The organism is Mycobacterium sp. NGS67 (assembly GCF_059812185.1).
Genome location: NZ_JCALCF010000014.1, coordinates 75,283 through 95,593, shown reverse-complemented (window position 1 = coordinate 95,593; position 20,311 = coordinate 75,283). Strand labels below are relative to the sequence as shown.

Here is a 20,311-nt window from a genome sequence, read left to right as displayed (position 1 = left end):
TCCTCCTATGCAACGCGTCCCCAGTGTCCGCTGTCGGCGACCTGCGCGCACACGGCTCGCATCGCCTCCATGTAGCGGGCTACGGATTTCTGGGCGACCGGATTGTCCGGGTACATCACCGCCATCGCGGTGCCCTCCCCGTATTTGAAGACGTAGATGGTGAGCTGGTAGGAATACCTGCCGTCGCCGTAGATGCCGATGCTGTCCGCATATCCCATGTCGGCCGCGGCGAGGACGGCGTTGAGCGGCGCGGCGTCGGCGTGCAGGAAATTCGTCACGGGGAAGTTAGGGCGGGGCCAACTCAGCCAAGGGGCCAATTCCAGGGCGCGGTAATAGGGCACCCGTGCCATGTCCAGGCCGGAATCGAAGGATGCTTGTGCTGCCCACGCCGCGTCGCCGAACGATGTCGCCGCGATCGGCACGGTGATGGGCACCAACCCGGTGAACCATCCCTGAGTCATGAAATTGTCCGCACCGGTGCGGGAGTCGCGCGGGGTGAGTCCGTAATAGGTGGCCGCACCGGTGAACTCGTGTTCCACCAGCGCGATGCAGGCGAACAGGCCACCGACGAAGCGGGCGCCGGCGGCGGTGCAGGCCGACTCGAACCGGACCGTCTGCTCGGGGTTCATCAGGATCTCGGTGACCATATCGCTGGTGCACGGCGTCGACGGGTCACCCAGCGGCAGCGGGAAGTCGGGGAGGCTGCCGTTGTTGTTCTCGGCGAAGTCGATCCAGGCCTGGACCTGCGGTGCATCGACGGTCAACGTCGAGGTGTACTCGCGCTCCCGCACGCAGAAGTCGTCGTAGCTGCCGGCCTCGGGCAAGGCGAGGGTCTGCCCGCTTGTCGTCAACGTGGTGTACATGCCGTGCGACTCGAGCATGGTGATCCCGATCAGCGTCGCGTCGCCGTGGACGTGGTCGATGCAGGCGTAGAAGGTGAAGTGGTTTTCGCTCTGCACGATGCCAAACGTGAAGCAACCCCATTCGAACGCATTCGGCGTGGCCACCACGTGGTCGTGAATCTGCGAGACGGTCATCTCGCCGTGGTCCACCGGCATGAATTCGATGTCGGCGGGATCGCTGATGGTGCGCCTGACGATGTCGCCGTCCGAGTGGTATTCGAACCAGCTCCGGTAGGTGTCGTGCCGGCGCAGATAGGCGTTGAGCGCACGGTCCATGACGCTGATGTCGCATTCGCCCGGGACCTCGCACGTGGCGATGATCTGGCGCGAGTAGTCGAGCCCGGCGGCGGGACGTTCATAACACCCACGAAGATGCTGCGCCTGCATGTAACTGACCGGCACCGGGCTGACCGGCGCCTGACGCGCCTTCTCGCGCGCCTCCGCGGTCGGGTGCCAGGTGGTGACTACGCCGGGGCGCACCGCCCAATCGTTGATTGAGCCGATCGTGATCTTCCCGATACGCAATGAATTCTCCTTGGTTGGGACCGCTTAGACAGGCCCGCCGGTAGCGACATCAAGATAACCCTTGGCCGTGCGCCGCCGGCGAAATGCGCGGTCACGCGACCGATCGCGAGTGGCCCGGAGCCGGCTCGCGGGGACGGCTAAAGTGTCAACCGGTATGACGTGGATATGAATCGGCACTGCTGCGGGTGCCAATCGCGTGATGCCGACCCGGTACAGCGTCCTTCGTTGTAATACTTGCCGTTGGGAGTAATCCTGCCGCGCAACCAAGCGGCGGTGATGCACTCGGCTACGAACCGTTCGTGGCTACGAAGCCCGGCGCCGAGAGGCCAGCCCAGGGCGCTCGGAGCGATCGCACTCCAGGCAGAGAGGACACATGCATGGCAACCGTCGAGAACCCGGTCGAGCCTGCCTCGGGTTTCGCGATAGTCGGTTACGCGATTCGCGTTCCCGGCGCTGCCGATGCGGACGAGTTCTGGGACGTGTTGCGACAGGGGCGGGACGCGATCTCCGAGGTGCCGCCGGACCGCTGGAGTGTCGAGGAATTCTTCGATTCCGATCCTGACGCGCCGGGCAAGATGGCGACCCGCCGGGCCGGGTTCATCGACGACGTAGCCGGGTTCGACGCGCCGTTCTTCGGGCTGTCCGCCCGCGAAGTCCGGCTGATGGACCCCCAGCACCGACTGCTGCTGGAGACGGCCTGGCGCGCCGTGGAGCATTCGGGCACCGCCCCAATGTCGTTGGCCAACACCAAGACCGGTGTGTTCGTGGGTCTGTCCACCCACGACTACCTGGGGATGGCCTCCGCCGAGTTGGACTACCCGGAGATCGAGGCCTACATGGCCATCGGGACAGCGGGTGCCGCCGGCGCGGGACGGATCAGTTATCGGCTGGGGCTGCAGGGCCCGGCCGTCACCGTGGACACCGCGTGCAGTTCGTCGTTGGTCGCGGTCCACCAGGCTTGCCAGGCGTTGCGGCTGGGGGAGTGCGATCTCGCGCTCGCCGGCGGCGCCAACGTGCTGATCAGTCCGGCGACCATGATCACGTTCTCGCAGGCGCACATGCTGGCTCCGGACGGCCGGTGCAAGACCTTCGACGCGGCCGCCGACGGGTACGTACGCGGCGAAGGCTGCGGTGTCGTCGTCGTGAAACGGTTGGCCGACGCGATCCGCGACGGTGACCGGATCCGCGCGGTGATCCGGGGCAGCGCGGTGAACCAGGATGGCGCCTCGGGCGGGTTGACGGTGCCCAACGGTGTCGCCCAGCAGCGCTGCATCAGCGAGGCGCTGCAGCGCGCCGGGGTGGCACCGCGCGACGTCGGATACCTGGAGGCGCACGGAACCGGGACATCGCTGGGTGACCCGATCGAGGTCCAAGCCGCGGGCGCGGTGTTCGGCGACGGACGCGAGGCCGACCGGCCGCTGCTGATCGGATCGGCGAAGACGAACATCGGTCACCTCGAAGCCGCGGCGGGAGTAGCCGGCCTGGTCAAGGTCATCCTGGCCCTCGAGCACGGGGAACTGCCCAAGCACTGCAACTTCCGGAACCCGTCGCCGCACATCCCGTGGGACCGGCTGGCGGTGCGGGTGGTACGAGAGACCATCCCGTGGGAACGCAACGGTACGTCCCGGATCGCCGGAGTCAGTTCGTTCGGGTTCTCCGGAACCAACGCGCACGTCATCCTCGAGGAGGCCCCGGCCCCGGCCCCGGTTGCGGCGCCCGAGTCGGTCGAGCAGCCCGAACACCGCCGGTTCGACGTGCTTCCGTTGTCGGCACGCAGCCCGGCCGCGCTGATCCAGATCGCCGATCAGTACCGCACCTGGTTGGCCAAGCATCCCGGAGCCGCCCTGTCGGACGTGTGCTTCACCGCCGGGGCGGGGCGAACTCATTTCGAACACCGGGCCGCGTTGGTGGTGAATTCGAAGGAGTCCGCCGGAGAGCTGCTCGGCGCCCTCGCCGACGACCGCCCGGCCCCGGGGCTGGTGCGCGGTGTGTGCGCCGACGCACCCAAGACGGCCTGGGTGTTCCCGGGTCAGGGCAGCCAATTCGCCGGGATGGCCCGCGAGTTGTTCGAGACCGAACCGGTGTTCGCCGAGACGATGACCCGGTGCGCGGCCGTGGTCGACGACGTACTCGAAAAGCCTTTGCTGGACGTGATATTCGACGTCGACGACGAATCCACCCTGCGCCAGACCAATTACGCCCAGCCCGCCCTGTTCGCGGTGGAGATGGGCCTGGCCCGGTTGTGGCAGTCGTGGGGTTTCGAACCCGACGTGGTGCTGGGCCACAGCGTCGGCCAGTACTCGGCGGCCTGCGTCGCCGGCGTCTTCAGTCTCGAGGACGGCGCGTTGCTGCTCGCCGAACGTGGCCGACTCTTCGGCAGCCTGCCGGCGGGCGGTCGGATGGCGGCGGTCTTCGCCGCGGCTGAGCGGGTGGAAAGCCTCACCGACGAGTTCCCGCGTCTGTCCGTGGCCGCCTACAACGGAGCGAATACCGTGCTGTCGGGACCCGCGGAGGATCTCGACCAGGCGGTGGCCAGGTTGACAGCCGACGGTGTCCGGTGCGATTGGCTCGATACCAGCCACGCCTTCCACTCGGCGCTGTTGGATCCGGTCCTCGACGAGTTCGAGGCGTTCGCGGGTCGCTTCGAATACAGTGCGCCGCAACGCATTCTGGTGTGCAACCGGACCGGCGCCGCATTGGGCAGGAGCGTGCGACTCGACGGGGCCTACTGGCGCAGGCACGCCCGTCAGCCCGTCGAATTCGCCAAGAGCGTGAGCACGCTGGCGGACCTGGGCTGCGCCCTGCTGTTGGAGGTGGGCCCGCAGCCGGTGCTCACCGCCGCGGCCCTGCGGGCCTGGCCGGACCCGGCCACCGCGCCACGGGCCATCGCGTCGATGCGGCGCAACGGCAACGACCACCGCCAGCTCGCCGAAGCCCTCGCCACCGCCTACACCGCAGGCCACCTACCCGACTTCGCCGCTCTGGCGCAACGTCCGGCGCGCAAACTGGACCTGCCCACCTACCCGTTCCAGCACCGCGAGTACTGGTTCCGGGACAAAAGGGTGGCCGCCGCCGCGTCGCCCCGCCAGGTGGACGCCGCGCGCACCGAGGCCGTCCGGCTTCTCGAGGACGGCAAGATCGAGGAACTCGCCGCCCTGCTGGATGGCGCCGGCGGCAACCAGCAGACCGCCGAAGTGTTGAACAAGCTTGCGGCGCAACATAACCGGCAACGGAGTGCGCAGTCCATCGCCGACGCCCGCTATGAGATCCGGTGGGAGAAGGCCGCGGCCGCGCAAGCCGGTGAGGACTCGTGCTGGCTGCTGGTCGGTGGTGAGTCCGACGTCATCGAGCCCCTCGTGGCAGCCCTGACCGGGCGCGGGCACCGCCACCGGATTCTCGCTCTGCCGCTCTCGGACGGTGACGAGCAGGTGGCCGAAGCGGCGTTGCGCGCTGCGGCAGCAGAAGAGCCGTCGCTGCGGATCCTGCATCTGGCCGCGCTCGACTCGGACCGGGTCCCGTCGACCCGGCCGCTGTTGCGGATGCAACATCGAGTGCTCAGCGGAACCCGGCGCCTGTTCCGCGCCGCGGCCGCCGCCGAACTGCGCACCCCGATCTGGTTGTTGACGCAGGGTGCGCAGCGGGTCACCGACGCCGACACCGTGTCGCCGGTGCAGAGCTGTCTGTGGGGGTTCGGTCGGGCCGCCTCCCTGGAACATCCGCAGATCTGGGGCGGACTCGCCGATCTGCCCGACGACGGGGTCGACGACTGGACTCGGTTGGTCGACTACATGGCCGTACCCGGCGCGGAAGACCAACTGGCGCTGCGGAATCAGGCGATCTATGTGCCGCGGTTGACCCGCCGCGCCGGGTTGCCGGTCGCGACACCGCTCGAACTGCGGGCTGACGCAACGTATCTGGTGACCGGAGGGCTGGGATCGGTCGGTCTGGAGATCGCCGGGTATCTCGCGGCGCACGGTGCCCGCCAACTGGTGCTGACCAGTCGACGCGCACCCGGCGAGGCGGCGCAGTCACGCATCGAAGCGATGCGCGAACAGTTCGGCTGCGAATCCCGGATCGTCACGGCAGACGTCGGCAATCCGCACGACGTGGCCCGTCTGGTGGCCACGCTACAGGCCGAGCTGCCGCCGCTGGCCGGTATCGTCCATGCCGCCGGCGAGATGGGCACCACCCCGCTGCGCGCCCTGGACGACTCCGAAGTCGACCGGGTGTTCGCCGGAAAGGTCTGGGGCGCTTGGAATTTGAGCGAGGTCACCACTGACCTTCGGTTGGACTTCTTCCTCAGCACCTCCTCGATCGCCTCGGTGTGGGGCAGCTTCGGCCAAACCGCCTACAGCGCGGCCAACGCATTCCTGGACGGCCTGTCCTGGCGGCTGCGTGAGCAGGGTGTGCCCGGGGTCAGTGTCAACTTCGGTCCGTGGATGGCGGGGATGGCCGACGAGGACGCCCGCGCGCGGCTGGATCAGCGCGGAGTCAAGACGTTGCAGCCCGCTGACGCGCTGGCCGGGATGGCCGAATTCATGGCCGCCGCGGCGCCGCAGGGCGTTGTCGCGCGCATCGACTGGGCGCGCTTCCTGCCGCTCTACCAGCAGGCCGGCAAACGGGCGTTCCTGGCCGAGGTGGAACGTGAGGTGCCCGATCAGGTATCGGCACCGACCTCCTCGGGAACCACCCGCCTGGTCGAACAACTCACCGTGGCCCCGGTGCAGCAGCGGAAGAGGATCGTCCTGCAGCATCTGCGCGACACCGTCGCGGAGGTGACCCACACCGACGGCGCCGAAATCCGTGAGGACGCCGGTCTTTTCGATCTCGGGATGGATTCGTTGATGGCCGTCGAGCTGCGGCGCAAGCTCGAGCAGGCCGTCGGTAAAGAGCTGCCGGCGACCTTGGCGATGGACTATCCCCGGATCACCGACGTGGCCGATTATCTGCTCGACCAGGTCCTGGGTCTCAGTGCACCGGCCTCCGCGCCGTCCGGATCCGCGGCCCCGCCGGCTTCGTCGGCTCGGGCTGCGAATGCGTCGGACGAGCCGATCGCCGTTGTCGCGGTGGCGTGCCGTTTCCCCGGTGCGCCCGACCCCGATGCCTACTGGGACCTGCTGTCCGGCGGCGTCGACGCGATCCGCGAGATCCCCGACGACCGCTTCGACATCGACGAGTACTACGACCCGGATCAGGAGACCCCGGGCAAGATCTACACCCGTTCGGGCGGATATCTCGACGCGATCGACGGATTCGACCCGGAATTCTTCGGCATCTCCCCGCGTGAGGCGGTGTGGATGGATCCGCAGCAGCGGCTGATGCTGGAAATCGCCTGGGAAGGCCTGGAACGGGCCGGGTATTCGCCGGCGGCGTTGCGCGGCAGCCGGAGCGGCATCTTCGTCGGGGTCGCGGCCAACGAATACTCGCATCTGCTTTCCAGCGACACCGTCGAGACGATCGAGGCCCACTTCATCACCGGCAACGCGCTCAACGCGATCGCGGGTCGGGTCGCGTTCGCGCTCGGCCTGGAAGGACCCGCGGTCGCCGTGGACACCGCGTGCAGTTCGTCGCTGGTGGCCGTGCATCAGGCTTGCCAGGCTCTGCATTCCGGTGACTGCGATCTGGCGCTGGCCGGCGGGGTCAATGTCTTGCTGAGTCCGGCGTCCATCGTGGCCGCATCGCGGGCCAGGATGCTTTCCCCGGACGGCCGGTGCAAGACCTTCGATGCCGCGGCCGACGGCTATGTGCGCAGCGAAGGCTGCGGCATCCTGGTGCTCAAGCGGCTCAGTGACGCGGTGCGGGACGGCGATCGGATCGCCGCGGTCATCCGCGGTACCGCGGTCAACCAGGACGGCGCGTCCAGCGGCTTGACGGTGCCCAACGGCGGTGCGCAGCAACGGCTTATCACCGCCGCCCTGGCGCGTGCCGGTCTCGGTGGCGGCGACGTCGACTACCTGGAGGCGCACGGAACGGGGACCGCGCTGGGCGACCCGATCGAGGTGCAGGCCGCCGCGGCCGTCTACGGGGCGGGCCGGGATCCGAACCGCCCGCTGCTGATGGGGTCGGCGAAGACCAACATCGGGCACCTCGAATCGGCCGCCGGGGTCGCGGGGCTGGTCAAGGTCGTGTTGTCGCTGCAGCACGAAACCCTGCCGCAGAACCTGCACTTCCAGAATCCGTCGCCCCACATTCCGTGGGACAGCCTGCCGGTGCGCGTGGTCGACGAGGCGTTGCCGTGGCAGGCCAACGGCCGCCCGCGCCGGGCCGGAGTCAGTTCGTTCGGCTTCACCGGCACCAACGCCCACGTGCTGATCGAGGAGGCGCCGTCACCGGAACAGCGCCCCGACGACGTTGTCGCCGAACCGGATCCGGCGGTCGAGCCGGAACCGGGCAACGTGTTGCCGTTGTCCGCGCGGTCACCGCAGGCGCTGATCGAATTGGCGCAGCGGTACGAGTCCTGGCTGGCGGCCCACCCAGACGTCGACATCAACGACGTGTGCTTCACCGCCGGGGTCGGCCGTTCGCACTTCGAACACCGGGCCGCACTGGTCTTGGATAAAGACGCCTCGGTTCAGGGTGCCCGGGAGTCCTTGCTGGACCTGGCGGACAACCGGTTGCGTCCGGGGGTGGTGCGCGGCGAGTGCACCGACCCTCCGACGACGGCGTGGCTGTTCACCGGCCAGGGCAGCCAGTATCCGGGGATGGCGCGCGAGTTGTTCGACGCCGAACCCGTTTTCGCCGAGACCCTGACCCGGTGCGCGGAAGCGGTCGACGGGATGCTGCCGCGTCCGCTGCTGCAGGTGCTGTTCGCCACCGATCGGGAAACCGGCGGAGAAGCCGGGAAAACGTTGCGGCACACCTCTTTTGCGCAGCCCGCGCTTTTCGCCGTCGAGATGGGTCTGGCGCGGCTGTGGCAGTCGTGGGGTGTCGAGCCCGACGTGGTGCTCGGGCACAGTGTCGGCCAGTACGCCGCGGCCTGCGTAGCCGACGTCTTCAGCATCGAAGACGGCATCCGGTTGATGGCCGAGCGTGGCCGGCTGTTCGGCAGTCTGCCCGAGGGCGGCCGCATGGTGGCGGTATTCACCGAGGCCGAACACGTCGAGGAGGTCGCCGACAGGTACCCACGGGTTTCGGTGGGTGCCTACAACGGCCCCAACACCGTGCTGTCGGGCCCGGGCGAGGATCTGGAACAGGTCGTCGCCGCATTCAGCGCCGAAGGAATTCGCTGCACCTGGTTGGAGACCAGCCACGCTTTCCATTCGGAGTTGCTCGAGCCGGTTCTGGGCGAATTCGAGTCCTACGCTGCCGGTCTGACGTTCGCCGTGCCGACCCGGCCGCTGGTCTGCAACCGGACCGGTGCGGTCCTGACCGCGGAAACCCCGCTCAATGCCCAGTATTGGCGACGCCATTCCCGTCAGCCCGTGCAGTTTGCCGAGAGTGTGCGCACCGCGGCCGGGCTGGGTTGCTCGGTGTTGATGGAGATCGGCCCGCAGCCGGTGTTGACCGCGGCCGCGCTGCAGGTCTGGCCGGAGTCGTCGGCGACCCCCCGGGCCATCGTGTCGCTGCGCAAAGGCGCCGACGCCCGTCGACAGATGGCCGAGGCGCTGGCCGCGGCCTACGTCTCCGGCCATCGGCCGAATTTCGCTGCGCTGCAACATGTACCGCGGCGCCGACTCGAACTGCCCACCTACGCCTTCCAGCGTCGTAGGTTCTGGCCCAGAACCTCGGCCATCGCGGGCACCGACGTCGGGGGTACCGCTGCCTCCGGAATCGCCGGCAGCGCCAAAGATCTCGCGTCCGGTGACGTCATCTACACCAGTCGGCTGTCGGTCAAGTCGCAGCCGTGGCTGTCCGATCACGTCATCTACGGCACCGTCGTCGTTCCCGGCGCCACCTACGCGGCGATGGCACTGGCCGCGGTCGGGCCCCCGGCGCGGGTACAGGATGTCTTCTTCTACGAGCCGATAATCCTGCCCGACAAGCACTCTCGCGAAGTGCAGCTGACGTTGCATCCGCTGGAGGACGGCGGTGGCTACACCTTCAAGGTGCACAGCCGCCCGTATGGAGTGCGCGAAGCCGAATGGTCGTTGAACGCCGACGGAACGGTTGTCACCGGTGTCGAGGAGGAGCCCGCAACCGATCCCGCGGACACGGTGGACGTGGCCATCGAGCGGTTGAGCCGTACCCGTCCGCAACAACTGTTCGACACCTTCGCCGACATGGAACTGGCCTGGGGACCCACCTGGTCCACCTCCCTGAAATCGCTGTGGGTCGGCGACGGCGAGGCGATCGGCGACGTCGTCGTCGGTGAAGAACTGGCCGAACAGCTCGGCAGTGAACCGATCCACCCGGTGCTGCTGGACCTGTGCACCGGTGTCGCCTTTCCCGCCTTCCCCGCACTGATGGCAGCGACCCTGGATGCGCAGGCTCTGCCGGATCTGTTCCTCCCGCTGCGCTACGGGCGGGTGGTCTTGCGGGAACGCATGCCACGACGGTTCTATTGCCGCGCCACCTGGCAGGCCGGGGGGACGGACAGCGAGACACAGGTATTCGATCTCGACTTCCTGGACCGAGATGGCCGTCACCTGGGCGGGATCCGCGAATTCACCGTCAAACGCGCCCCGCGGGAAGCGTTGCTGCGTGGCCTCGGCGGTGACGCCGCACGGCTGCTGTACACCGTCGGCTGGCACGAAGTACCACCTCCGGCCGACGACGCGACCGATGCCGACAACGCCACCTTGCTGGTGGCCGGTTTCGACAAGCTCGCCGCCGCCCTGCCGGGCTGCCTGGTGTCCGACCGGAGTACCGATCCCGAGCATTGGCAGCGGCTGTTCGCAGCGGCCGAAGAAAGTGGCGCGCCGATCTCGGGAATCGTCTGGCGCAGCGACACGCAACCGGACGTGGCGGAGTCCAGCGCCGAGTTCGCCGCGCGGTTGGAGGACGAGATCGCCGCGCTGCTCGCCGCGGTGCACACGCCGTTGACGAACGAGTCGGTCAAACTCCCACGCGGACTGTGGATCGTCACCGAACGAGGCGTGGCAACCGAGCCCGGCGAGCCGGTCGACCCGGTCCAGGCGGCGCTGTGGGGGCTGGGCCGCACCATCATCGCCGAGCAGCCCATCCTGCGTTGCCGACTCGTCGACCACGACGGGTCCGAGGATGCCGTGCGTCTGCTCACCAGCCTGCTCGCCCACCCCGGTGAAGAACCCGAACTCGCACTGCGACAAGGGAAGTACCTGGTGGCACGGTTGATGCCGTGGGCACGCAGCGGCCACTTGGCGCTGCCGCGTTCGGATGATTACGTCCTTGCGCCGACCGAACGGGGTGCCATCGACAACCTCCGGCTCACCGAGGCGCAGATGTCCCCGCCCAAGGCGCACGAAGTCCAGATCCGGGTGGAGGCAGCCGGTCTGAACTTCCGCGACGTGCTCAACGTGCTGGGGCTCTACCCGGGTGATCCGGGACCGATCGGTGGCGACGTGTCCGGGATCGTCGCCGAATTGGGTTCCGACGTCACCGGTTTGGAAGTCGGGCAACGCGTAATGGGCTTCATGCCGGGAGCGTTCGCCAGCCGGGTCAACGTGCCGGCCCAGTTGCTGGCGCCGGTGCCCAAAGGGATGAGCGCGGTGGACGCGGCGACCATTCCCGCCGCGGCGCTCACCGCGCGGCTCGCGTTCGACTGGGCCAAGCTGCGGGCCGGCGACCGGGTGCTGATCCACGCCGCCAGCGGCGGTGTCGGGCTGGCCGCGGTGCAAATGGCCCGGCAGTGCGGTGCCGTCGTCTTCGCCACTGCCAGCAACTACAAGCGCGCGACGCTGCGCCGAATGGGTGTGGAACACGTCTACGATTCGCGCAGCACCGATTTCGCGGATCAGATCCTCGCCGACACCCAGGGCGCGGGCGTCGACGTGGTGCTCAACAGCCTCACCAACGAGGGTTTCGTCGCGGCTACCGTGCGGGCGACCGCCCAGGGCGGCCGGTTCGCCGAGATCGCCAAGCGCGACATCTGGACGCCGGAGCAGATGGCGGCGGAGCGTCCCGACATCGAGTACGAGATCGTGGCGCTGGACGGGACCATCGTTGCCGACCCGGCGCACATCCAGCGTCTGCTTTGCGAGGTCTCGGACGGATTGGGCAATGGCGAGTGGGCACCGGTGCCGGCCGAGATCTATCCGCTGACCGAGGCCAAGGCCGCCTTCCGCCGCATGCAGCAGGCGCGCCATATCGGCAAGATCGTGGTGCAGATGCCCAATTCGCTTGCTCCGCGCGGTGATCGGAGTTACCTGATCACCGGGGGCTTGGGTGCGCTCGGCCTGCACACGGCCGCGTACCTGGCGCAACTCGGGGCCGGTGACATCGTGTTGACCAGCCGACGCGCACCCGATGCGGACGCAGCCCGGACGATCGCCGACATCGCCGAGCGGTTCCACTGCCGGATCCACACCTTCGCCACCGATGTGGGTGACGAGTCTCAGGTGGCCGCGCTGCTGGAGCAGATCCGCGCCGAGTTGCCGCCGCTGGCGGGGGTGGCGCACCTGGCGGGCGTGCTCGACGACGCGCTGCTGCCGCAGCAGACCATGGAGCGTTTCCGCACCACGTTGGCGCCCAAGGCTTTCGGCGCGCACTACCTGCACCGGATGACCGAGAACGACGATCTCGACTTCTTCATCGTGTACTCGTCGGCGTCCAGCGTGCTGGGTTCACCGGGTCAGGCCAACTACGCCACAGCTAACGCATTGCTCGACGGCCTTGTCGCGCAACGCAAATCGCAGGGGCTGCCCGCGACCGGTGTCAACTTCGGCCCGTGGGCCAAGGGCGGCATGGCCGCATCGCAGGCCGCGCGGGCCAATCTCGGTGCCCAGGGCATGATCGCGCTGGACCCCACCGCCGCGCTGAACGCGCTGAGTGAGGTCATCGGTCACGGGATCGGGCAGGCCACGGTGATCAAGGCGAACTGGCAGCGGGCGGCCAAGATGCTCGGTGGTGCGCGCCCGCCGCTGCTCGACCATGTCCTGCCCAGTGCTGTCGCGGCCACCCCCGGCGACAGCGAGCTGCTGCGGCAGTTGCAGGACATACCCGAGGCGCAGCGGGCCGACTTCCTCACCGAATATCTGCAACGGGAAGTGCAGGGCTTCCTTCGGCTCGCCCAACCCCCGTCCGCGAACAGCCGGTTTTTGGACCTGGGCACGGACTCGCTGATGGCCGTCGAACTGCGCAACCGGTTGTACAGCCAGTTCGGCGGCGCGTTCACCATCAGCGCCACAGCGGTATTCGACTATCCGACGATCAGGGCGCTGGCCGAATACCTGGCCGAGCAGCTGCCGGAGTTCCTCGCTGCATCCGGTGCCGCCGAGTCTGCTGCCGCACCGGAGGTGGAAGCCGCGCCCGCGGCGGAGCCGCAGTGAGCCGCAGCGTCAGAGCTTGGCCAGGTCGTACTCGCCGATGCGGTCGATCAGGACGCGCAACTGATCCTGGGTGGAACCCAAGGTGTTGTCGATCGCGGTGAGTCGCGCCGTGTAGTGCCCCACCGGGTATTCGGCGGTCATCCCGATGCCGCCGTGCAATTGGATCGCTTCCTGCCCGATGTGCCGGCCGGAGCGACCGACCTGCAGCTTGGCGCGGGCGGCGATCACCGGGTCGTAGTTGCCGTCCGCGATCGACATCGCGGCGTACAGGTTCATGCTGCGCGCTAACTCCAGTGACACGTACATGTCGGCCGCACGCTGGGTCAGTGCCTGGAATTTGTTGAGGGTGACCCCGAACTGCTTGCGGGTCTTCAGGTAGTCGGTGGTCAATCGCAGCGCTTCCTCCATCGCGCCCAGCGCTTCGGCGCACAACGCCGACTGGATCCGGATGACGGCGTTGCCGATGGCTCCGGAGACATCAGCGGCATCCTCACCCAACGGTTCGGCCGCGGCCTCCTCGAAGTCGATCTGGGCGCCGCGCTGGCCGTCGAACGTGGGATAGGACTTGCGCTTGACCGTGTCCGCGTCGACCAGGAACAGGCCGGTGCCGCCGTCGGGCAATGCCGCGCTGACCACCAGAGTCTGGGCGCAGTCACCGGCCAGGACGGGGTTCTTGCGTCCACTGACCGTCCACGAATCACCTTGTCGCGCCGCGCGAGTGGTGATCTCGGCGGACGGGCTGCGGTGGCCGGGCTCGAGGTGGGCGAAGGCCAGCAAGCGCTCGCCGCCGGCGACCTCGTCCAGCAGTTCCTGCTGCGCGTCGCTGCCCAACTCGGCGATCAACGCCCCGGGTGCCAGCGCGGCATGCAGCACGGGTTCGGGTGCCAGGCGGCGTCCGATTTCGGTGAGCACCACCGCGATCTCGAGCTGACCGGCTTCGTCCGGGTCGAAGCCGAGACCCAGGATCCCGGTGTCGGCCAATTGGCTCCAGACTTCCCGGCTCCAGCCCAGTTCGGTGTCGATCACTTTGTTGCGGCTCTCGGTGTCGTAACTGCGCGACAGCAGCTCCCGGGTGGTGTCGCGCAGCAGCACCTGCTCTTCGCTCAACTGAAAGTCCATGACTGCCTCACAATCCGAGAATGGTGGACGCGATGATGTTGCGCTGAACTTCGTTGCTGCCGCCGTAGATCGAGGTCTTGCGGTAGTTGAGGTAGTGCGGCGCACTGGATTGCGCCCAGTCCGGCGACGCGATCCCGTCCCCGTCGACCGGTAGCGCGTCGGCACCGGCGACTTCCACCATCAGCTCGGTGGAGATCTGCTGCAATTGGCTGCCGCGCAGCTTGAGCACCGAGGAAGCCGGATTGGGTTTACCGCCCGAGGAACCCGAAACCACCCGGGCCTGGGTGAGTTCCAGCGCCAGCACCTCGTTTTCGGCTTCGGCCAGCCGAGCGGCGAACAGCGGGTCGTCGAGCAGTCCGTTCTTGGCGGCGTGCCGCTTCACTTCGGCCAGACGCACTTTGGTCCGGCCCACTTGGGCGATGCCGGTGCGCTCGTTGCCCAACAGGAACTTCGCATACGTCCAGCCCTGGTTCTCTTCTCCGACAAGCTGATTCGCGGGTACGCGAACTTCGTCGAAAAACACCTCGTTGACTTCGACGCCGCCGTCGATCAGCTTGATCGGACGCAGAGTCACCCCCGGTGTGTCCATCTCGAAGAGCAGGAACGAGATACCGGCCTGACGCTTGGGCGCCTGCGGGTCGGTACGGACCAGGCAGAAGATCCAGTCCGCGTACTGGCCCAACGTCGTCCATGTCTTCTGACCGTTGACCACGTAGCTGTCGCCGTCGCGGACCGCGGTGGTGCGCAGCGAAGCCAGGTCCGAGCCGGCTTCGGGCTCGGAGAAGCCCTGGCACCACCAGATGTCCAAGCTGGCGGTCGGAGGCAGGAAACGCTGTTTGATCTCGTCCGATCCGAACTCGGCGATCATCGGTCCGACCATCTTGGTGTTGAAGTTCAACGGCTCCGGAACGCTGGCGAGTTGCATCTCGTCGGTCCAGATCTGCGACTGGGTCGGCGTCCAGTCTTTGCCGCCCCATTCGACGGGCCAATTGGGTACCGCGAGTTCGTTTTCGTGCAGCAGCTTGTGATTGGCGACGATCTGCTCGCGGGTCAGCGACTTGCCTTCCCGGACCCGGTCCCGGATCTCGGCGGGGACCTGGGTGGTGAAGAAGGTCCGAAGTTCGTCGCGGAACGCGGCTTCCTCAGATGTGAGTGCCAGCTTCATTGGCAGCCTCCTTTGTCCGGGTGACCGCCGGGACGGGGGCCGCGGCAGTCCTGCACTGCACGTTAGGCGCTGCGTGGCGGCAATCCTCAACCGGGTAGTGCGCAGTCGAAGCCAACACGGCGTCAGCGGCGGCGGCGCCGCCACCAGAGCAGGCCGACCAGCGCGATGCCGGCTATCGAAGCCGCCAGCACGATCGTCGGCGTGGCGGCTTCCACCTTCTCCTTCGCCCGCTCCGGCACGTCGACCTTGGCGGCCAAGGCCTCGACGGTGTCGCCCAGCTGGGCGCGGGTCTGGTTGATGTCGGCCCGCAATTCGACGATGTCGGCGTCTGGTCCCGGTTCGGGTGGGGTGGGCTCAACTCCGGTCATGGCGGGCGTCTTTCACTTGCTGGATGTCCTTCTTGACGCTGGCGACGGTCTGCGGGGCCGCCGGTGTCGCTTCTTTGACCTGGCGTCTGCTGACCAGCGCCGCCACCCCGGCCATCGCGAACAGCACGGCGGCCACGATCAGCGCCGCCGCCCAGGTCGGCACAACCAACGCCAGCCCCGCGATAGCGGACGCGATCACACTGGCCAAACCGAAAAACCCCAGCAGTCCCGCCGCGCCGAACAGGCCGGCGCCGGCGCCGGCGTGCTTGGCCGACTCTACGAGTTCCCGCTGCGCCAAACGCATTTCGTCGCGGACAAGGCGTGATGTCTGCGAGGAGAGCTGCGCCAGCAACTCGCCGATCGAGGCATCCTCGGGCGTCGCATTCACGCTCATCGGTGCATCCTCCGTTCTACTGGTCGCCCACCGGCGCGGACATCAGCCCGCTGGCGGCGGTAATCAAAACCAGGCCCATGGCGACCCGGCTACCCGCGAGATGGGCCGCCAAACCTGCTCGACAACGGGCTTTTCCACAGTTTCGTATCGATCCACAAGCGGGCCGTCCGGCGGGTGCGGCACGGCCTGGACGACGGTGGCCGCGCATACGGTCGCGACATGCGAACAGAACTCCCCGCCGAGCGGCTGCAGCGACGGCTGGCCGGCAATCCGGATCCCGAACCAGACGACGATGCCGAAGCCGATGTGGAAGACGACGACCAGGACGACCCGAACTCGCTGTTGCCGCGGTGGATTCCCGACCCGTCGAAGGGTCGAGGCTGGTTGGACAGGGTGCGGGCGGATCCGGGACGGTCCGGTGCCATCGCGCTCGCGGTGATCGCCGCGCTGGCGGTGCTGATCACGATCTTCACCCTGGTAAGCGATCGGCCGTCGCCGGTTACTTCGGCGAAACTGCCACCGGTAGAACGGGTTTCGTCCGCACGGTCGTCGGCTGGCACCGCTCCGCCGGCCGGACCGGTGGTGGTCAGCGTAGTGGGACTGGTACACAAGCCGGGCTTGGTCACATTGGCACCGGGCGCGCGCATCGCCGACGCGCTGCAGGCCGCCGGGGGCGCGGTCGACGGTGCGGACACCGTCGGCCTGAACATGGCCCGCCCGCTCGGTGACGGCGAACAGATCGTCGTCGGGCTGGCGCCGCCGTCGGGCAAACCCGCGGTGCTCGGCAGCTCCGTCGGCACCGGCAGTCCCGCCGGGCCGCCCGCCTCAAGCGTGCCGCCGAGCTCAGGCAAACCGAAGGCGCCGCGGGAGGCGCTCGACCTGAACAGCGCAACCGTCGAGCAACTGGACGCGCTGCCCGGGGTGGGTCCGGTCACCGCCGCAGCGATCCTGTCGTGGCGCCAGACCCACGGCAGGTTCACCACCGTCGACCAACTCGCCGAGGTCGACGGCATCGGCCCGGCGCGGTTGGACAAACTGCGCGCCCTGGTACGTGTCTGACCGCGGGGCGACCGGCGGTGGGGACGGTTCCGGACCCGCCGGCACCGCTGGACGTGCGGCTGGTCCCGGCGGCGCTGACTGGGTGGGTGGTGACGGCCGCCGGGATCGTCTGGCCGATCGGCCGGTCGCTGTCGGGATGCTGTGTTGTGCTCGCGGTCGGTGGGGGCCTGCTGTGGTGGCGGATGCGGCGCGATCCGCGGGCACGGACGGCCGCGGTCAGCGCCGGCCTGGTGGCGGTCGGTGTGGTGGGAGCCGGATACGGCCTGGCGATCGCGCTGCGCACGGACGCGGTCGGGCACCACCCGATCACCGCGGCGTTCGGCACCGTCGCGCCGGTGACGGTGACGCCCAGCGAAAGCGCACTGGCGCTGGGACGTAGCCGGTTGATGTTCCGGGCAACCCTGCAACGGTTGCATGACGACGAATCCTCCGGTCGCGTGGTGGTTTTCGCGCGGGTGCCGGAAGGCGGCGGCGAGTTCGACGAGCTGATGGTCGGTCGGCCGGTGCGGTTCACCGCACGCATCACCCGTCCCACCCGCCATGACCTGACGGTCGCGGTGCTGACCGTGACAGGGCAACCGACCATGGGGAGTGCGGGCTCGGTGCAGCGGGCCGCCCAACTCGTTCGCGATCGGTTCGGCACGGCCGTGCACCAGGTGTTGCCCGCTGACGAGGCCGCCATGTTGCCCGCCCTGGTTCTCGGTGACACCGCGCTGGTCGGCGCGGCTACCAGCGGCGAGTTCCGTGCGGCGGGCATGACGCACCTGACCGCGGTATCGGGAGCCAACGTCACGATCGTGTGCGCGGCCGTGCTGCTGTCGGCACGGTTGATCGGGCCGCGGGCCGCCGTGGCGCTGTCCGGGCTGGCGTTGGTGGCATTCGTGATCGTGGTGCAGCCGACGGCCAGTGTGTTGCGCGCCGCCGTGATGGGCGCGATCGCGCTGGCAGCGATACTGTCCTCGCGGCGGCGACAAGCCATGCCGGCGCTGGCGACCTCGGTGCTGGTGTTGCTGGCCGCGGCTCCGCACCTGGCGGTCGACCTGGGCTTTTCCCTGTCCGTGGTGGCGACCGGCGCGTTGGTTGTCGTCGCGCCCGCCTGGTCACGGCGGCTGGTGGGCCGAGGCTGTCCGAAACCGCTGGCCGACGCCCTCGCCGTCGCCGCGGCGGCTCAGGTCGTGACCGCCCCGCTGGTCGCGGCGATTTCCGGCCGGTTCAGCCTGGTCGCAGTGGTCGCCAACCTGGTGGTGGCGCCGGTGATCGCGCCGATCACGGTGCTCGGCACAGCCGCAGCGGTGTCAGCCGTCTGCTGGCCGGCCGTAGCGCAGCTGCTGATCCGGTTCACCGGGCCGGAAGTGTGGTGGGTGCTGCGCGTCGCGCACTGGGCTGCCGGGGTGCCGGGCGCCGGCGTGCCGGTGCCGTCGGGTGTCGCCGGCCTGGTCGTGGTCGGTTGCAGCAGCGTGCTGGTGGCTGCGATGTGGCGGTGGCGCTGGTTCCGCCTGGCCGCGGGTTCGGCGGTGGGAACGGGCACCTTTTGCCTGGTGGCGTGGTGGCTGTCTCGAGCGGTCCAACCCCATGGTTAGGAATCAGGGGCTGGGTGCAACCGCGGCCTCGTCGATACCCGGCACATCCCCGACGATTTCTTTGATCTTCGCGACGAGCGCGGCTGGTGTAGTGAAGTCGTATTGCTGGCCGTTTATCCTGACCGTCGGCGTGGCGCGGATGCCCGCGGCGTCGGCGGCCGAGGTGACCTTCGACAGGTACTTTCCGCTGTCGATGCAATCCGGGACCGTGCCGGCCGCGCCGGCTTGCCGGGCGAATTCGATCAACCACGCATTGTCGGGAAACGAGGTGCCGGTTTCCGACGGCTGAATGCCCTTGCTGAACAACGCGCCGTGAAATCGGCGGAACGCATCGACAGATTCATCGGCGACACACAGGGCAGCCGCGCCTGCCCGCGACGAATAGTTCTGCGTCCGCGCACTGTCGAGGATCGACACCATCGAATAGTCGGCGGCGATAGCGCCGATATCGATCAGTTTGGACACCGACGGCCCGAACGTCTGCTCGAAACGGCCACAAGCAGGACACAGGAAGTCTTCGTAGAAAGCCACCACGGCCTTGGGTTCAGTGGTGTCGGGGCGGGTGACCAGCGTGTTCGACGCCACCCGCACCGCAGAACTGGGAGGGGACCCGGCGTTTTGTCCCGATGCGGTCTGGGGCGACTCCGACGGCTGCTGCTTGCCCCAAAGATAAACGCCGATGGCCGTGACAAGCACTGCCACCAGGGCGACAGCGCCCGCGACGAGTGCCGCCCGTCCGGGGCTCAGTCCGTTCTTGTTCGCGGCTTGTCGCGGTGGCGCACTGGTGAAAACGTGCTGATTTGCCGGCGCGCTCGGTGCCCAGGTCGCCGGCATAGGACTGGCGGCGGGGGCTTGCGCCTGTCTGATGGGTGGCGGTGTCGGACCCGGCGGCGGCGGGGCGGTGGTGTCGCGAAGCGCCTGGCGGGCGGCGTTGGCCAACTCGCCCGTCGTCGCATACCGCTGATCGGGATCTTTGGCCATGCCCCGCGCGATGACGTCGTCGATGGAGGCTGGGATATGCGCATCGTTGGTCGAGGCTCGCGGTGGCGGGGTACTCAAGTGTGCTGCCACCAGTTGCGGGATGGTGTCGCCCGGGAACGGCGGCCTCCCGGTCAGGCACTCGAAGAGGACACAGGCGAGTGAGTAAATGTCGGCGCGGGCGTCCTCGTCGGCCCCGATGGCCAAGCGCTCCGGTGCGATGTAGTGGAAGGTGCCGATCGTGCTGCCCGTTTTGGTCATGCGCGTCTCGTCTACCGTGCGGGCAATCCCGAAGTCGATCAGATAGGCGAAATCGTCTTCGTCGAGCAGCACATTGGCGGGTTTGATGTCGCGGTGCAGCAACCCGACCCGATGGCCGGCGTGCAACGCTTTGGCCACCTGGCTGACGATCTCAACTGCCCGCGCCGGATCCAGCGGTCCGTCGGCGAGCAGGCTGGCCAGGTCGCGGCCCTCAATCAGCCGCATTTCCAGGTAGAGACGGCCGTCGATCTGACCATAGTTGTGGATCGGGACGACGTGCGGGCTGTTCAGCCGGGTGGCCGCGTGAGCTTCCCGACGAAATCGGCGCTGGAACTCCGCGTCGTCGGACAGGTGCGCTGACAACACTTTGATCGCCACGACTCGGTCGGTCTCGGTGTCGTAGGCGCGCCAGACCTCGCCCATGCCGCCGCGGCCCATCAATTCGACCAAGCGGTAGCGCCCGAACTTCGTTTCCGCCACACCAGCCTCCTAGGATCCGCGGCCCGCGGAACTCCCGACGACCAACCGAGGACAACTGTCGCATGTCCGACTCGC

Annotated in this window: 9 protein-coding genes; 3 read left to right on the top strand and 6 right to left on the bottom strand. The window is 68.2% G+C overall.

The window, feature by feature from the left end:
• Positions 1 to 5 precede the first annotated feature (5 nt).
• Positions 6 to 1,427, bottom strand: coding sequence for a condensation domain-containing protein (locus tag AC5Y4D_RS15390; RefSeq protein ID WP_499992106.1), 1,422 nt, complete (start codon positions 1,425 to 1,427; stop codon positions 6 to 8).
• Between the two features lie 377 nt (positions 1,428 to 1,804).
• On the opposite strand from AC5Y4D_RS15390, the gene AC5Y4D_RS15385 reads away from it, so the two are divergent.
• Positions 1,805 to 12,832: a type I polyketide synthase gene (locus tag AC5Y4D_RS15385; protein ID WP_500037559.1), complete on the top strand. Its 11,028-nt coding sequence runs from the start codon at positions 1,805 to 1,807 to the stop codon at positions 12,830 to 12,832.
• 9 nt (positions 12,833 to 12,841) lie between these two features.
• On the opposite strand, the gene AC5Y4D_RS15380 is transcribed toward AC5Y4D_RS15385, so the two are convergent.
• The 4 genes from AC5Y4D_RS15380 to AC5Y4D_RS15365 all read right to left on the bottom strand — a co-directional run bounded on the left by AC5Y4D_RS15380 (position 12,842) and on the right by AC5Y4D_RS15365 (position 15,878).
• Positions 12,842 to 13,951 carry an acyl-CoA dehydrogenase family protein gene (locus AC5Y4D_RS15380; protein ID WP_499945175.1) on the bottom strand — a complete coding sequence of 370 codons (1,110 nt, stop codon included), beginning with the start codon at positions 13,949 to 13,951 and terminating at the stop codon, positions 12,842 to 12,844.
• A gap of 7 nt (positions 13,952 to 13,958) precedes the next feature.
• Positions 13,959 to 15,116, bottom strand: coding sequence for an acyl-CoA dehydrogenase family protein (locus tag AC5Y4D_RS15375; protein WP_500037558.1), 1,158 nt, complete (start codon positions 15,114 to 15,116; stop codon positions 13,959 to 13,961).
• Positions 15,117 to 15,238: 122 nt separating this feature from the next.
• Entirely contained in the window at positions 15,239 to 15,484 is a 246-nt protein-coding gene (locus AC5Y4D_RS15370; RefSeq protein WP_499945177.1) for a DUF3618 domain-containing protein, read from the bottom strand.
• Positions 15,471 to 15,878: a phage holin family protein gene (locus AC5Y4D_RS15365; RefSeq protein ID WP_499945178.1), complete on the bottom strand. Its 408-nt coding sequence runs from the start codon at positions 15,876 to 15,878 to the stop codon at positions 15,471 to 15,473. The genes AC5Y4D_RS15370 and AC5Y4D_RS15365 overlap by 14 nt, the downstream gene beginning before the upstream one ends.
• 219 nt (positions 15,879 to 16,097) lie before the next feature.
• Here AC5Y4D_RS15365 and AC5Y4D_RS15360 point away from each other — a divergent pair, with 219 nt between their 5' ends.
• Positions 16,098 to 16,937, top strand: coding sequence for a ComEA family DNA-binding protein (locus AC5Y4D_RS15360; protein WP_499945179.1), 840 nt, complete (start codon positions 16,098 to 16,100; stop codon positions 16,935 to 16,937).
• 17 nt (positions 16,938 to 16,954) lie between these two features.
• Complete coding sequence (locus AC5Y4D_RS15355) at positions 16,955 to 18,517, top strand: ComEC/Rec2 family competence protein (RefSeq protein ID WP_499945180.1); 1,563 nt, start codon at positions 16,955 to 16,957, stop codon at positions 18,515 to 18,517.
• A 3-nt stretch (positions 18,518 to 18,520) separates the two neighbouring features.
• Here AC5Y4D_RS15355 and AC5Y4D_RS15350 read toward each other — a convergent pair whose 3' ends face one another.
• On the bottom strand, positions 18,521 to 20,236 hold the full coding sequence (locus tag AC5Y4D_RS15350) for a serine/threonine protein kinase PknE (protein WP_499945181.1): 1,716 nt from the start codon (positions 20,234 to 20,236) through the stop codon (positions 18,521 to 18,523).
• Between the last annotated feature and the right edge of the window lie 75 nt (positions 20,237 to 20,311).

Excerpts from the sequence above, each read along its gene's own strand:
- AC5Y4D_RS15385 (WP_500037559.1), top strand. The coding sequence starts at position 1,805 with ATGGCAACCGTCGAGAACCCGGTCGAGCCTGCCTCGGGTTTCGCGATA.
- AC5Y4D_RS15380 (WP_499945175.1), bottom strand. The coding sequence starts at position 13,951 with ATGGACTTTCAGTTGAGCGAAGAGCAGGTGCTGCTGCGCGACACCACC.
- AC5Y4D_RS15375 (WP_500037558.1), bottom strand. The coding sequence starts at position 15,116 with ATGAAGCTGGCACTCACATCTGAGGAAGCCGCGTTCCGCGACGAACTT.
- AC5Y4D_RS15370 (WP_499945177.1), bottom strand. The coding sequence starts at position 15,484 with ATGACCGGAGTTGAGCCCACCCCACCCGAACCGGGACCAGACGCCGAC.
- AC5Y4D_RS15365 (WP_499945178.1), bottom strand. The coding sequence starts at position 15,878 with ATGAGCGTGAATGCGACGCCCGAGGATGCCTCGATCGGCGAGTTGCTG.
- AC5Y4D_RS15360 (WP_499945179.1), top strand. The coding sequence starts at position 16,098 with ATGCGAACAGAACTCCCCGCCGAGCGGCTGCAGCGACGGCTGGCCGGC.